Below are 15,423 nucleotides of genomic sequence, written 5' to 3' on the forward strand. Positions count from 1 at the left end.
TTAGTGCTTTGGTCACGTCTCTGCTTGACTTCTCGTCTCATCGGGCGAGAATGCCCAGGCACCGCACCCCAGGCGCAAAGCCCGTGGTGCGGTGTTCGAATGTTGCGGCAAGGGGATTCCCCTTGCCTTTTTTATTAGATAGCTTTTATTAGATAGTTATAGCGATGGCGTTGCTCACGCCGCCAGGGCGAAGTCGAAGTCGCTGGCAGCAACGCCGGTGACAGATGCCGGAATGGCATCGCCGGCGATACCCGCGTCTTCAAACACCGCCAGCAAGCCGCCATTGGTGCCAGTGTTGGCGCTATCGTTGAAGCCTTCTACTGAGCCGTTCATCAGGCCCCAGATGATGTCGTGCACTTCGTTACCACGATCGTCATGGCTGGCAACGATGGGGTCGTCGAAGGTGAAGGTAATGAAGTCGTTCGTTACCGTGCCGTCGTCGTTGAGGAAGGAACCCAGCGTAACGCTCTCCAGGGTGCCAGTCAGCGCATGATCAGCGAAGTTATATGAGAGGGTGCCTGTGGCTGAGAAAGCAAAGTCGCCTCCAGCGTTAGCCATGGCGTAGGTATCGCCCGCAAGACCTGAGTTGAATCCATTGGTATAGAATCCGCCTGTATTGATACCGCCTGGGTTGCTATCGTCGTGCTCGCCGGGTGCGCCAGACTCCTGAAATTCAAGTAGTAGGCTTTCCAGAGTCCCGGAAGTGAAATCGATGGGGAACCAAGTTTCATCGTAAGTATAGCTAATAGACATCTTCAGTCTCCTTACTTTATCAATGCTGGCCTTGAGGCCGTGATTGGCAGATAACGTGGGTTATCTGCCCTGCATACCCGCTGGGCGGGCATGTTCTTGGGCAGCGCCTTCGCACTGCCATGAAGTTAAAAACGTAGTTCCGCCCCTGCCATCAAGGTACGACCTGCTCCGTAGCTCTTGGAGAAAATATCCGAGTAGCCGGTGACGTAGTTACGATCGCGTACGTTAAGCATGGTGGCGCGCAATAACAGGTTGGGGTTGACTTGGTAGCTGGCAAACAGATCCCAGGTGACATAGCTGGGCCACAGGTCAAAGTCGAAGTCCTCCGGGCCGCCTGCAGCGCTGTAGTTAAGACGCGTGCCCACATCCAGGCGCTGATCTAACCAGCGGGTGCCAAATACCAGGCTGCCGCGATCCATGGGCAATTGCCGGGCGCTGTTCATACCGATGACATCGATGCCGCAATAGGTCAGGTCATCTCTCATGGCTTCATAAGAGTCGTAGCCTGCCTCGATGGCTTCGTAGTGGGCGTCAGAGTAGTTGCCGTTCTCATCTGGCATATCCTCGCGGATATTGCCGCTGCCTAGTGGGTAGACCTTTTGGCAGAATTGATTATCGCTACCCAGAACATGGGTGTAGTTAGCTTGGGTATACCAATTTTCAGCGTCGTAATCGATCTCCAGCTCTAAACCACGGAAGTTCATCGGTAGCAGGTTGGGCACGAACATGGTGTGGCCTAATCCCCCTACCTGTCCTGGCATCACGTTAACCATGGAAGTGATCAGGTAGTTGTCTACCCGGGTGTCGTAGTAGGAGAGCTTGCTGAAGAAACGATCCCCATCCTTAAACAGATCCTGGGCAATAAAGTTGGCGCCCACATCCCAGCTGCGTGAGGTCTCGGGCTGGGCATGGGGGTTGGGGAACATTACCGCAAAAGGATCACCCGGGTGGCTGCCCTGCATAAGTGTTTCGGTAAGTGAGGGTGGCCGCCAGCCGCGGCCCCAGTTGGCAAACAGCTCAACGTTCTCATTGGGGCGGTAGGCTGCGGATAGCGTTGGCAGAAGTTTGTCCATGCTGTTATCAACGTCATAATCTTGCATCACGGTTTCCGAGAGCCACATCGGATTGAAATGGCCGCTTGTCTCATAGTTGGGGAAAGTGGTTGGGTCGTTGGCGTAGCCTTCATAAGCAGCAATGCTATCGCAAGCCCTCTGTATCGAGCGCTCACTTGAACCGGGGGAGGGGTTATGACAATTTCTGGTTCGATTTGCCAACTGATTCTCTGCGTACCGCGAAGCCATGGCATAGCGGTCACGATAAGTCCATTCCGCGCCAGGCAACTTGGTGGATCCATCAAGCTTGTAGTAGTCGTAACGAAGCCCTGCCGCCAGGGTAAAGGTCTTGTTTTCCCACTGCAGATTGCCAAAGGCGCTGGCAATACTGCGCTCTCCGCTGGGCTGCATGGTGTTGTCGGTCGAGGCCAACTGGCGTCCGCCACGCTCCTGTGTGGTGGTGGACTCGCCCTTATCAATAAAATACTCAATACCGTGGTTAGAGGAGAAACCGTCCATGCCACTTAGTGAAAAGTGCGCAGTGTTTTCCAGCGTAAAGCCGTAGGTATCGATTTGAGTGCGGTTATTGTTATCCAGACCCGCCCGGCAGGCGTTGTAGTACATGTCCTGAACCGGATTGGCTTCGCAGACGCCTATCATCCAGTAAAGCTCGGTCATATCGGTGCCGTTTTGCACCACGGGCCGGCCAGCTTCGGTATAACGCTGCCCTTCTGTTGAAACGAAGTAGGCGTTAGCCTCCAGGTTAAGCAGAGGGGAGGAGGGGTTAAGGTTATAGCGCAGGCTGACCGAGTCGGACGTCGTGCTGGCGTCGCCAAAGCGCCGCCAAGCGTCATCGCCATCCCTAACTTCTCCAGTGGCCGGATTTGTGATCTGGCGATCAGAGACATTGTTGTAGGAGAGTTCAGTACCCAGGTAAGAGAACGTCAGTGACTGATCATCATTGATATGAAAACTTGCCTTGAACAGGTTTGAATCTTGTTCGTTATCCGTAAATCTGACCCGTTCGACGTCTTGCTCTATCTGCTGGTGAAACTCATCCTGAACACCTACCGTCAGGAAGTCATAGTTGGGGCGCCGACGCCCAGGCGTATATTCGCCGAAATTACGGTTGCTGCGCGCCGCCAGTAGTTCCCAGCGATCGCCAAGGCGCCCGGCCACAGCCGCGCTACCAATAAAGTTGACTCCATTGCCTTCGCCACCTACGCCGGTCATGCCGCGTAAGCGCACGCCGATATCTTTACCCGGTAAAAGAACATCATCTACATCGATGGTGCGGAAGTTGGCACTACCAGCGATGGCGCCCGCGCCATGTACCCCCGTACTGGCGCCTTTCTCAATGACGACATCCGACAATAACTCGGAGTCGACATACATGGTGCCGTTGCGCTGCTGGTGGCCGTTCTCGTTGAAGTTCTGGCGCATGCCATCAACCATCATATTGACGCGCCCAAAGTCTTGCATACCACGGATGTTGACCGACAGCCCTGGGTCTTGCGCATTGACCGCGCTATAAACGCCCGGCGTTTCCTGGAGCATATCGGCGGCATGACGGGGCGGTGTGCGATCAATCTGCTCGCGGCTGATAACACTCACCGAACGGGGCTCGTGATAGATCCAGTCGTCGCCAATACGGTTAGCCGTTACTGTTAGGGGGCTGAACGTTGTTTGATTACCCACGGTGGTCGAGGTGGCTTGTGCTAGCAGTTCCGCCGTTCTGTCATTGCGGTATGAAAGGGTGAGTGACGAGTCGGCTAGGAGTGTGCGAAGTGCTTCATCGGCAGTCATTTCGCCGTGTAGGGCCGGTGCGGTACCGTCGATAGGCTGGCCATCCTGACGGATGACGGCAATCTGTGTGGTGGCGGTAAATTCACCCAGCGAGTAGAGCAGGTGCTGCTCGGGCAGGTCGAACGTGTAACGCTGCTGTAAAGGGTTTTGCTGCGTCGCATCGGATGAGGCCGGTACAGAGGGCTGGGCCTGTGCCTGCGTGGCCAACAAGCCCAGCATAATAGCGGTTGTGGTATACCTAAAGGTAGGTCGACGCTTAGGCTTAAGACTTGCCTCAAGCGGCTTGAGTGGGAAACCCTTGACGTGCATGAACGTAATGCCCCTTTTTTATGCTAATAATAATCGTTTGTATAAGCATTAACGTTTGAGGCTGGGGTTTCCCTCATCAAAAAAAGCAATAATTATCGGTTCGGGAGTCTTGCGATAGGTTTTATTGATCTCAGGAAGCAGGATCGGCTGACACGGAAATAGATAGCGCAATAACGATGATGACGCTGTGCAGCAAGGAGCCAGCGATGATGGAAAGTAACATTGGCATCCATATTCCGTTGGTTTCGATCATTAGCCCGTAGAGCGTGCCGCCGCATAAAGCTAGCAAGGTGATGATGCATAAGAGTGCAGCCCACCAGTTGAGCAGCAGCATTGCGGCAGGCAAGCAGCGGGTACGCAGCTTGGGTTTGTGGTACAGCATCGCGTCATTCATTGATGTTCCCCTGGTTTTTATACATGTGAAATCAGGCGCTGATGATAGGTTGCAGGTTCTTATCAATTATTCAGCGCCAATGCTTCGACGAATGTAAATGCATCACGGGCGCCTTGAAGGGCCTGACCTTCCTGCTCGCTTGATAACGGGACGGCATCTAACTGAGCAATAAAGTATCTCCAGTGCAGCCCACGACCTGAATCGCTGGGTGCAAGGTGGCGAGCACCAAAGTTGGCCGATAATCCCAATTGAGTTGCATACTTGAGCAGGAACGCCGCGCCAAGGTTTGAGCCTTCATTGACATAAAGCCAGCCCAGCGCGGCTGCCAGAGAATCGATAGTCGGAGGTGAAACGAGGCTTATCTTTAGCTCATCCTCATTAATTGATAGATCTTTGGCATCAAGCTTTACTACGCTAAAACGGCAGCGTTGCTCAAGTCGTTCCAGCCACTTACAGAGATCCGCCTGCTCATAGAGTGGGGCGGTGTGGTGCTGGAATTGGTATTGAACGGTGAGAAACCGTTTGTAGCCATCGAGGTTGGCAAATGGGGAGAGCGCCATAATGGCTTTATCAACACGCTCATGGGCTGCGTGGGTGGAGAGTTTAAGCTGCTTGCTAAGTGGTAGCGTGCTTGCTGGCTTTGCTTGGTTCAGTATGGCTTCCATAAGGCACTCGCGGACAGTGGGTAGATAACAATGAAAGGGCGTTAAAGCGGGTTTGCCCTTTTCCTCTGGTGAGCACAAGGGCTGTTCATTAGCCTGCGCTCGCGGAACGTAACCACATCATATTGCCGGGTAGGTGGTGAGCCTCGATGGCTGATAGGTTTGTTAATGCTTCGAGTATTATGTGGGGGTGGCCGGTAGAGAAGCTGCCTGAGAAGCTCAGGTCAGCAAAATCCTGGGCGTTAAAAAATACTCGATCTGGCAGTAAGCGTTCGAGCTGCTCAACGATGTCGTCAATACCTGCTTGGTCGAAGATAATCCTGCCCTCTTTCCAGGCTAGGGCCAGGTGGGTATCTATTTCCTGAGTTTCCCCGAGCTTTCCGTTGTCCACGACAAGCTGCTGGCCAGATGTCAACAGAGCTTGGTTTTGATAGGCATCGCGGACGGCGACTTGGCCTTCACCAACAGTGATAGTGACTCGGGAGTGAAAACGGCTAACAGCAAAATGCGTACCCAGCACGCTTACCGATGTATCACCTGCATTCAGGTGCAGCGGCCGCTGTGGGTCTCGGGCGGCATCAATCCATAGCCGCCCACGCCTTAGTGTCAATTCACGCTGAGACTCGTCCAGGGCGATATCAAGTGCACTGTTGCCATCTAGAAAGAGTGATGAACCATCTTCCAGCACCACCTGTTGTGCTTTACCTGATGAAGTGGCTATATCAGCCATCCAGCGATCCAGACGTGCCGGGTCGCGCCAGAGCTCGAAGCTCAGAACCATGGTTAGCATGACGACTGCCGTAACTGCCCACCCTAGCCGGTTGCTCGGTGCGGTCTGCCTTGGGCGTGGCTTATGTACGGGGTGATACTGGTAAAACAGTTGCGCGGGGACTTCAATGTCATCCCAGAGTTGAATAGCTTCTTGATAAGCTGCTTTATGGCTGTTACAAGCGCTTACCCACGTTTGGAAGTCCAGACGATCCTGGGCAGTGGCACTGGCGTCCTTGAGACGTAGATGCCAGCTAAGCGCAATATCAAGCGTGTCGTCATCAAAAAGAGGTGAGTAATCTGGCTCTCCAGAGGCAGTTGATGATGTCTTCACGGTATTACCTCTTTTGCGAGTGCGTCGTATTATTATGGGTATAACGTTTAACGCGCCGTTCTTCCTCATCTTTCGTTTGTTGTTGCCACTGTCGGCATAGGCGCATCGCCCGCATCATGTCTTTTTCGACGGTGCTAATAGAAATACCCAAGCGGTCAGCGATTGCCGTATAGGTTTCCCCTTCGACGCGGTTAAGAAGAAAAACCTTCTTGGCTCGTCCAGGTAGGGTGTCTAACTGCATTATCAACCGTTGCCACTGCTGTAATGTTGTCGCCAGCTTTTCTGGGCTGGGATCCTGGGGACGGTATTCAGTGCTATTGTGCAGTTCCTGTTCATGATGACGCTGACGTACCGCCTGAGCTCGCAGATAATCCAGCGCCAAATTATGTGCTGTGCGGTGTAGTAGTCCCGGTGTGTCGGCATCAGTAGTAGGGCGCTGCCAGAGTTTCAAGAACGTTTCCTGAGCAAGGTCTTCTGCTTCGCTAGCACTGCCGACCACTTGCCTAAGCCGTTTGACAAGGCGTTGGCGTTCGTTCAAGAACATATGCAGCAGTGACGAAGGTGGCTTGCTCATAGCAGTATTCGTATGTTCCCTGGCAGTACAATTAAGGCGCTAGGAAGAGTAGGGGCTTGTCTTGGGTGGCGCCCTCAATGCAGTGCAGTTCGGCGGCGTAAACCTTTGCAATGGCGTTGGGATTAAGCACGCGGTTGGGCAAGCCATGGGCAATACGCTTCCCTTGGTGTAGCAGCCATACTCGGTCGGCGTAGGTACTGGCGAGGTTAAGGTCGTGTAAGACGCTAACAATCGCCATACGGTGTTGCTCTGCCCAAAAGCGTAGTTGGCGCATTAGGCGCTGCTGCTGGCCGATATCCAACGCGCTCGTCGGTTCGTCGAGTAATAAAAGACCACCATCTTTAGCCGTTGGAGCACGCCTTGAGAGCAGTTGGCAGGCGCCCCGTGCGATCATTAGCCGTTGGCGTTCGCCGCCGGAAAGTGAGAGTACGCTGCGCTTGGCAAGATGGGTCAGGTCTAAGTTATCCAGTAACTCAGCCACCAGTGATTGAGTTGGGTGACTACCAAGACTCAACAGCTCCTCAGTGTGCCAATCAAAGCCTGGAAGCTCCTGTTGGGCAACCAGCGCCCGTCGGTTGGCAAGTTCAGTGATTGGCCACTCATTCAGGGGTTTTCCATCCAGCTGTAGTTCGCCTTGCTCAGCAGGGCGAAACCCCGACAGCATGCTGAGTAGCGTGCTTTTGCCCGCGCCGTTAGGGCCAACAATGGCGAGTAGTTCGCCGGGGCGAACAGTTCCATCCAGAGGAGTGATAGCAGGCGTGGCCGTTAACCCGGCCTGGTGTAGCGTTAGCATGCTCGGCTCCTGCGCATCAGGAGGTACAGGAAATAGGGGCCGCCCAGCAGGCTGGTAAGCAGTCCAACGGGAATTTCCGCAGGTGCTGCAATGGTACGGGCTAAGGTGTCGGCCACGACTAACAACAGCGCGCCGCCCAACATTGAGGCGGGCAGCAGCAACCGATGGCCAGGCCCTAGCCACAGCCTTAAGCAGTGGGGCACCAGCAGGCCGAGAAAGCCAATTACCCCGGTGAGCGCCACGCAAAGTCCTACTCCTAAGGAGGTAGCAACAACGACTCGGCGTTTTAGACGGGTTGCATCCAGGCCAGCCGCATGGGCGGTAGATTCGCCTAGCTGGAGCAGGTCGAGTTCATCGGCACTGCGTATTAATAGCCATAGGGCAAAGACAATGAGTACCAGGGCTAAGGCCGTCGTACGCCACAGAGCATTAGTGAGCGTACCCATTCCCCATAAACTAAGCTGGCGTAGCTGCTCATCGCTGGCGATAAAGGCTAAAACTCCGCCCCCCGCCCCGGCCAGAGTATTGATGGCTAAGCCTGCCAGCAGCAGGGTCATCACGGCAGCACTACCGCCACCTTGGCGCTTGGCTAAGCCAAATACAATCAAACAGACGCAGAGGGCGCCTAGAAAGCCTGCCGCAAACTGACCGTAAAGGCTGCCTGCTCCGTTGTCTTGAAAGAGCACAATCCATACCGCGACAAATAGCCCCGCACCGCTGGCAAGGCCGAGTAGAGTCGGATCGGCCAGCGGGTTGCGAAACAAGCCCTGCATGGCGGCGCCGCTGCCAGCTAGCATGGCACCAACGGCAACGCCTAGCAGCAGCCGGGGTAAGCGCAACTGCCACCACACCTGCACGCTGAGTTCACTGGCGCTACTACGCATAAGCGCCCGGGGAGAAATGCCTAGTGCGCCTGAGGCCGCGCCCCACATTAAGGCGATGATCAGCGCGATGGTTAAGCCGATAAGAATGCGCGGCGCGCGGCTGGCCGGCAGCCAAGCATGAGGGCGGTGCGTGCTTAGGCTAATGCTCATTGATTAGTCCGCGCGGTCGTTGGCGCGGTTAATAACGCCTCTACCTGCTGGCGCAGCGCGAGTAGTTGATCCGGCGCACGGGGGCCAAAGCCGAGCAGCGCCTGGTCATCAATGAGTATCAAGCGCTGAGCATGGCGCGCTGGCGTTAATGCCATTCCCGGTAACTGCCATAGCGCCGTTTCGCCACCCAGCGCATCTAATCCACGCTGCGACATAATCATCAGCTCGGGGGCCTCTTTCGCCAACGCTTCGGCGCCCACGTTGTGATAGCCCTGCATGGCTGCAAACGCGTTTTCTAGCCCAACGGCTTCTAAGGCGGTATGGGCTGCCGTGCCGCTTCCCGCGACCCTAGGCGTCAGACCGCTATGTTGCATCACAAACATGGCACGGGTCGGTGGCAGTGGGGGCAGCGCGGCTAGGCGTTCCAGCTTCGCGGTTAAAGACACTGCTAACCGCTCTCCCTCGCGTTGACGATTAGTCTGGTGTGCCACCGCACGGACCTTGGCAGGGATAGCCTCTAGCGTGTTGGGGGCTGCAATAATATCGATCGTTATCCCCACTGCTGTCAGCTGTTCCAGCACTTCTTTCGGGCCGGCATGCTCGGCGGCCAGCACGCGGTCAGGCTGAACCGACAGTACGCTTTCCGCTGAGAGCTGGCGTAAGTAACCAACCGAAGGTAAATCGGCCATTGCCGGGGGATAAAGGACGGTATCGTCGCGAGCGATCACGTTGGCATCGGCACCCAGTGCTGTCAGTGTTTCGGCGATATCACCACCGAGGACTACCCAGCGCTCGTGAGCCGCAGCACGCTCTTCTGCATGGGCTAGCGGCATGCTGACCAGCATCAACCCCAAAGCCATCGCGCCTAATAAACGTGAGGTCCAGCGGGGCTGAATCATGCAACCTCCTCGCAACTTTCTAAAGCGTTAAGGAGTTGCCGCCATTCGCGTCTTTCTGGCTGCCCCTCTTGGCGCTCGGCATAAATCTGTAATGCGAGTGCACCGTCTTTATCGAAGGCCTCAATGCTGGTAACGCCGCCGTCACGATTGGGTTTACTGACTTGCCAGATGTGATTAATCGCCGTGTCATCAATGTGCAGGGTGAATTGATCGCCAAATAAGTTCAGCCAACCGCGGGCGCGCTGCGGAGGGGGGACGATGCCCGTACGTATCTGCACGCAGCCGGGGCTTGCCACAAAGAGCATCAGCGGCAACGCCTGTTGGCTCGCCTGAGTTAGCAATGCTTCCAATGCATGGGTAGGCAAGGCTCGGGTGAAACGACCTTCCATTAGAGTGTTGGCCTCGATACGCTCCAATTGATGCCGTCGCAGTAGCGTGAAAAATTGGTGGACATCGCGCATCGCGCTCCACTCGCTGGCGAGAGTGGGCGCGTCGGGAAGCGGTCGCGGTATGCGTGGTGCCAACTGGGTAAACGCGGGTGAATCTCTATTGCCCATGGCCATTAGTTCGCCCCAAGATCGCGGCAGTGGGTTTTCGAGGGCAAAGCATTTGTGGATAGCGCGGCCATGGCGATCAAACACCTGAATGCTCCAGCGCCATGTCTCTTTGCCTTCGAGTGGCGGCATCGTGTCCCGAATTAAGCAGGCCCAGTGCCAGTGGGAATAGAGCAGTCTTAGATCTAGGCCGCCGGGACCAAGCAACAGCCCCGTTTGCGGCCCGCCGTTTAGCTCAGGGTAATCGCCGTTTTGCTCGAGTACTGCTAAGCGAGAGCGGGTGAGCGCTTTAACACAGCCCAGCTGGGGCAGGTAAGCGGCAAGCTCATTCGGTGCTAAGGGTAGCGTCCACACATCGCGCCCGAGGCGGGCGGCCTGGAGTTCGCCTTCGCTGATTGCTAAGCGCTCGGCAATGTCAATCGCGGGTAGCCGTGGCTGGGCCGCTCGCGCCGCGTCGAAAGCTTCGGAAATAGCGATTTGTTGAGACTCAATCATGACTTACCTCTGCATAGGTCACTGAACATAGGTCACTGAGTGGGTTGATGATTATCTTGGTTACCACTGCCAGTTGAGCGTCGCGAACAGGCTGCGCCCATCGCCTAGACTGCCATCGGGGCGGTACCACACTTTGTCGCCTGCATTGGCGAGCCGCAGCGAGGTGTCAATGGCCGGGGTAAGATGCCAGGCAAGATGCACATCGTGAAGGCCGTAGCCAGGTAGGCGCTCATCGTCGCCCTGTTTGTCGAAGGATGGAGCGAATCGGCTTTGCCAACCTAGGCGAATATGGCTGCCATAGAGCGCCAGCTCACTGCCCAACGTTGCTTCTAGCGGTGTTTGGCTGCCCAGTGGGTCGCCAGAGTCGCGGTCTTTGCCGGAGACTTCCGAAAGGCCGGCAAAACTGGTCAGTGATGGGAGGGCGCTGGGCTGCCATGTCACGCGGGCGTCATAGCCCCATAGCTGAGCACGTTGAATGTTCACCGCCTGGGTTGTACCCGCCATAATGTCGACCTGAGTGTCGATAAAGTCGTCCGCGCGGGTATCGAAATAGCTGGCGCGTACCTGCCAATCGCCCTGGTGCCAGACCACGCCGCTTTCCCACGTGCTGCTGGTTTCGGGGGACAGATTAGGGTTGGGTATCCAGTAGTTGTCCGGGGTGCAGAAAAATGGCCCGGCGCAGAAACCGGCAAAATGGCGCTCATTGGCGTAAAGTTCGGAAAGACTAGGCGCGCGGAAAGCCTCGGCGTAGCCAGAGAACAGCATCAGCGCATCATCAGGACGCCAGGCTAGGCGAAAGCGTGGCGATACTTGATCATGGGCACTGTCACCATCATCTTGCCCGGTAGCGTCGTAGCGGTCGTAGCGCGCACCCAAACCAACATCAAACTGACCAGCGCCGCCATCAGATAAATAGCGCCCCGCCGTTAGCGTGGTGTCTAAATACGCGGCTTGGGTGTCAATATCGGCTTTTGGGAAGCCGTTGGCTTCGCCCTCCGGGCGCTGACGGGCCTGTTCCAGTTCGGCGCCGAATACCAGCGTTTGGGAGAGCCAGCCGTGATCCATGCGATGATAGCCATCGCTTTGCAAGCCGATACGTTCTAATGAGCGGCTGGCCTGAGGCTCATCAATATCCTGCTGGCTAAAGGTAAGCCGCGAGGTGATCTCGGTCGCGACGCCAGGCTGCCAGCGATGGCCAAGCTGCACGTTATTGCTCTCAACATCGCGGTCACGCAGTGGGCTGCTGGCATCTGTTGAAAGCTGCTGAGGGTTGGCAGGTTGGGTTGCGCGCTCGTCGTAATGTTGCCAACTGATAAATACCCGCTGGTCGTCGCTGGGCTCCCAACCGCCTTTTAACAGTAGGCTGTTGAGGGTGGCGTCTTCCTCTGCTTGATCGCCTCCGGCGCGGCGAATATCGCCTGACTCACTGCGGCCGACTGAAAATAAGCCATCCACCTTGCCGTTGGTGGTATCGCGGCGGCCAAAGGCCGTTAGGCTGCCGCGTAATTCATCGCTGGCAGTGGCACCGCCTATTGATAAGCGTACGCCGCTATCTTCGCCAGGTGCCAGCAGGTCATCGGCTTCCACGCTGGTAAAACTAACCACACCCCCCATCGCATTGCTGCCGTATAAACTGGAGAGGGCGCCGCGGGCTACCTGTACTTCCTGAATTAAGCCAGGGTCAAGAAAGAAGTTGCCAATGTGGCCCGTAGAAATGTCCTGACGAACCCCATCTAGTCGCACCAGTACACCGTTGCTACCAAAGCCACGCATGCTCAGTGTTTGGCCGTTGCGGCGTCCCTGGCCAGCGACATGCAGGCCCGGCTGGCGGCTAAGGATGTCTTCCACTCGGCTAGCCGTCGTCATCACCGCATCATTGCGGTTAATGATATCGATAATCAGCGGTGCCCGAGAGAGGTCCGTCGGCGTGCGAGTGCCCGTCACCGTGACTGGATTAAGTTCGGCATCGCCTGCAAAGGCGGCGAGTAAAGGGAAAAGAGTGAGGCAAAGGCCGCTGAATGCACATGTGTATTTCATGAGCCGGATAGTTCCAACAAAGAGAGGTGGAAGACATCGCTGGCTGAGTGCAGTCAGGCTGCAATATGGCTGGCTGTTGCTGTATTAGTTTTAAAATTAGGGTGTGCTTATGCGTTAAGGATTAACTTGCCGCTTTTGGTGCGCCGCAAGATATAGCGTCTTTGTTCATGATGAATAATCAGCTGGCCAGCGCTGCCCAGCAGCTCTTTACTATCCACTTCACGCGCCACGATAGGCGCCACTACTGGTGCATGGCGTTGCTCAGCGCCCTTGTCGGGAAACTGCATGCGATAATGACCTCTGTGTTAATGATAACTATTAGCGTTAATTTAACAGAGTTGAGAATGCCGCTCAATAGGCTTTGGATGGTAAACGCTTGTCGTCATGCGGCTAATGGCAGCAACTGCGCGAAAAGGTGTCTTTAATTTACCTATATACAGGTAGGCAGACCGTCATCACGCTGTCATTTTGCTTAGCTAGAGTCTCTTGAAATTCAATCGTTAGCTTAAAACGATACGAGGGAGACCCAACATGAGTAAAGAGATCGAAGATCATCGTCTGCTTAACCCAAGCCGCAATAAACCGTTCGCAGCCGTATTAGCAAAACATGTATCTCGACGCGATGTGATGCGTGGCGGCTTAAGCATGGCGGCGGCCTCAATGCTTAGTTTTGGTGGCGCCGCTCAGGCGCTTGCCTCAAACGGCACGCAAAAAACACCGCTGACGCTGGCGTTTGAAGCCGTACACGGTTCACTGACTGACGCGATAGTGGTGCCAGAAGGCTATGTGGCACAGGTGCTAGTGCCTTGGGGTACGCCGCTAAACGCCGGCGACACCTGGCAGTCTGACCAGCCGATGACGCCTGATCGCCAGGCTGCGAGCGTGGGGATGAACCATGACGGCATGGCAGGGTTTGCGCTGGATGCCGATAACGCCTCGCGTCGATTTGTGCTGGCGCTTAACAATGAATATATCGATCAAGAAGCGCTGTGGGCACCTCAGGGTGGTCCAACGAATGCGGAAAGCGGTAAGCGGCCCGCCGATGAGTCACGCACCGAGATCAATGCCCATGGTGTCACCATGGTTGAGGTTGAAAAAGATGCCAACGGCCACTGGGCGCATGTGCCGGGCTCGTCGTATAACCGCCGCTTTACCAGCGCAACGGTGATGGAAATCGCAGGCCCTGTCGCTGGCAGCGACTACGTCAAAACGCAGTTTTCGCCGTCGGGCATGCAGACCCGTGGTACCAACAATAACTGTGGCAATGGTGTTACTCCCTGGGGCACCTATATTGCCTGCGAAGAGAACTGGCCGGATATTTTTGTTAACCGTGGTGAACGCTTCCAGGACGATGCGCGCATCGGTATTCCTACCGATAAAAGCCGCTATGGCTGGGATACCTCGGCAGGCGATGCCAGCGAAGACAGCGCTGAGTTTGGCCGTTTCGATATTACCCCAAGAGGTGAGCACGCGGCTGACGACTATCGCAACGAGGCGCGCTCGTTTGGCTATCAGGTAGAAGTGGATCCGTATAGCGATGCGCTCGCCGTTAAGCGCACGGCACTGGGTCGTTTTCGCCATGAAGGCTGCTGGCTGGGCAAGCTGGAACCCGGTCAGCCGGTGGTTTACTACTCTGGCCATGATTCGCGCAATGAGTATGTCTATAAGTACGTCTCTGACGCCCTATGGAACCCCGCCGATGCCAACCGCCCCGGCGAAGAATACGACCGCCTGGCTATCGGTAGTCGATATATGGATAGCGGCACGCTTTATGTGGCCCGTTTCCATGCCGATGGCAGTGGTGAGTGGCTAGCGCTGACGCCTGATGCGACAACGCAGGATGGCCGCACGCTAGCCGTGGCGCTGGGCTTGGCAGACGATGACCACGCAGGAATTATCATTAATACCTGTGATGCGGCGGATTTTATGGGTGCAACACCAATGGACCGGCCAGAATGGGCGGCTGTCGATCCTGCATCAGGCGAGGTGTACCTCACGCTGACCAATAATACTCAGCGTACTGCCGAAGAAACCACGCCGACGTTTACCAATACCGGTGACGACATTGAGCAGTTAGGAGTCGGTTATGGCACAGCGCCCATCAATGCGTCCAATCCGCGTGCCAATAACGAAGCGGGGCATATTATCCGCTGGCGCGAAAGCCGGTTGCCTAATGCCTTTACTTGGGAGGTGTTTGTGTTTGGTGCCGCGGCAAACGATGTGGATAACCACTCTGGCCTGAGCGAAATGAACCAGTTCGCGAGCCCCGATGGGCTGTGGTTCGACGAGCGTGGTGACGGCCAGGGGATTCTTTGGATTCAAACCGATAATGGCTATGGCGGGTTAACGGAATATACAAACGATCAATTGCTTGCGGTAGTACCTAACGGGCTGGGCGATATCCAAGGCACCGGCCCGGTCATTAACAATAGCAATCAGCAGCAGCTAAAGCGTTTCGCGGTAGGGCCTAATGGCAGTGAAGTCACCGGTATCTTTGCTACGCCGGATAAAACCGCGTTGTTTATTAATATTCAGCACCCAGGCAACTGGCCCGCTGATAGCAACGCGCTGACATCGGATGCCACTGTCGCTGCCAGTGGCCAAGTACGCCCTCGTGCTTCTACCGTTGTTATCCAGAAACGCGATGGCGGGCCGATAGCGGTTTAAAAAAAGTAGCCGCTGAGCACCAGGCGCCACCGCTATTATTAGGCGCGATATTAAACGCTTCGAACCATTTCCAGGGTTCGAAGCTTTTTTTGTTCTAAGCTTGCTGAGCTTGTCGTTTTTTCTGCCTTGCTTCTAACGCGTGAATGGCATCTACCTTTAGTGGGAGTTGGTCGGCCCAGAGAATATCTTCACTGTGGTGCCCAATATCCAGCAGAACCTGATCGTCGTAGGCCAATAAAGGCAGAATATGGCGACGGATTGCGCTAAACGCGCTGGATCATGCCGGCATTCA

At 55.6% G+C, this 15,423-nt stretch carries 12 protein-coding genes and 1 pseudogene; 1 reads left to right on the top strand and 12 read right to left on the bottom strand.

The genetic code is table 11. From position 1 onward, the window contains the following. Window positions 1-174 precede the first annotated feature (174 nt). From ACTH5D_RS06975 to hemP, 12 genes and pseudogenes are all read right to left on the bottom strand, one after another. Window positions 175-753 carry a heme acquisition protein HasA gene (locus ACTH5D_RS06975; protein ID WP_441669606.1) on the bottom strand — a complete coding sequence of 193 codons (579 nt, stop codon included), beginning with the start codon at window positions 751-753 and terminating at the stop codon, window positions 175-177. A gap of 125 nt (window positions 754-878) precedes the next feature. Continuing rightward, window positions 879-3,920, bottom strand: coding sequence for a TonB-dependent hemoglobin/transferrin/lactoferrin family receptor (locus tag ACTH5D_RS06980; RefSeq protein WP_441669608.1), 3,042 nt, complete (start codon window positions 3,918-3,920; stop codon window positions 879-881). Window positions 3,921-4,050: 130 nt separating this feature from the next. After that, on the bottom strand, window positions 4,051-4,314 hold the full coding sequence (locus ACTH5D_RS06985; protein ID WP_441669610.1) for a hypothetical protein: 264 nt from the start codon (window positions 4,312-4,314) through the stop codon (window positions 4,051-4,053). A gap of 62 nt (window positions 4,315-4,376) precedes the next feature. Then, entirely contained in the window at window positions 4,377-4,979 is a 603-nt protein-coding gene (locus tag ACTH5D_RS06990) for a biliverdin-producing heme oxygenase (protein WP_441669612.1), read from the bottom strand. An 88-nt stretch (window positions 4,980-5,067) separates the two neighbouring features. Beyond that, a complete protein-coding gene (locus ACTH5D_RS06995) occupies window positions 5,068-6,078 on the bottom strand; it encodes a FecR family protein (protein ID WP_441669614.1) in 1,011 nt (336 codons plus the stop codon). 4 nt (window positions 6,079-6,082) lie between these two features. Then, window positions 6,083-6,652 carry an RNA polymerase sigma factor gene (locus ACTH5D_RS07000; protein ID WP_441669616.1) on the bottom strand — a complete coding sequence of 190 codons (570 nt, stop codon included), beginning with the start codon at window positions 6,650-6,652 and terminating at the stop codon, window positions 6,083-6,085. A 31-nt stretch (window positions 6,653-6,683) separates the two neighbouring features. Then, window positions 6,684-7,385 (bottom strand): annotated as a pseudogene (locus ACTH5D_RS07005) (ATP-binding cassette domain-containing protein); the annotation flags it as partial. Between the two features lie 53 nt (window positions 7,386-7,438). Next, window positions 7,439-8,479, bottom strand: a complete 1,041-nt coding sequence (locus ACTH5D_RS07010) for a FecCD family ABC transporter permease (protein WP_441669618.1) — start codon at window positions 8,477-8,479, stop codon at window positions 7,439-7,441. Continuing rightward, on the bottom strand, window positions 8,476-9,378 hold the full coding sequence (locus ACTH5D_RS07015) for a heme/hemin ABC transporter substrate-binding protein (RefSeq protein ID WP_441669620.1): 903 nt from the start codon (window positions 9,376-9,378) through the stop codon (window positions 8,476-8,478). Before ACTH5D_RS07015 ends, ACTH5D_RS07010 begins: the two co-directional genes overlap by 4 nt. After that, complete coding sequence (locus ACTH5D_RS07020; protein ID WP_441669622.1) at window positions 9,375-10,427, bottom strand: ChuX/HutX family heme-like substrate-binding protein; 1,053 nt, start codon at window positions 10,425-10,427, stop codon at window positions 9,375-9,377. The genes ACTH5D_RS07015 and ACTH5D_RS07020 overlap by 4 nt, the downstream gene beginning before the upstream one ends. Window positions 10,428-10,487: 60 nt before the next feature. Continuing rightward, the gene (locus ACTH5D_RS07025; RefSeq protein WP_441669624.1) at window positions 10,488-12,464 is read right to left on the bottom strand and encodes a TonB-dependent receptor domain-containing protein; all 1,977 of its coding nucleotides are present in this window, start codon (window positions 12,462-12,464) and stop codon (window positions 10,488-10,490) included. 107 nt (window positions 12,465-12,571) lie between these two features. After that, the gene (gene hemP, locus ACTH5D_RS07030; RefSeq protein WP_441669626.1) at window positions 12,572-12,751 is read right to left on the bottom strand and encodes a hemin uptake protein HemP; all 180 of its coding nucleotides are present in this window, start codon (window positions 12,749-12,751) and stop codon (window positions 12,572-12,574) included. Window positions 12,752-12,995: 244 nt separating this feature from the next. Here hemP and ACTH5D_RS07035 point away from each other — a divergent pair, with 244 nt between their 5' ends. After that, window positions 12,996-15,131: a PhoX family protein gene (locus ACTH5D_RS07035; RefSeq protein WP_441669628.1), complete on the top strand. Its 2,136-nt coding sequence runs from the start codon at window positions 12,996-12,998 to the stop codon at window positions 15,129-15,131. Window positions 15,132-15,423: the final 292 nt, after the last annotated feature.

The organism is Halomonas sp. (assembly GCF_052095695.1).
Lineage (GTDB): Bacteria > Pseudomonadota > Gammaproteobacteria > Pseudomonadales > Halomonadaceae > Vreelandella.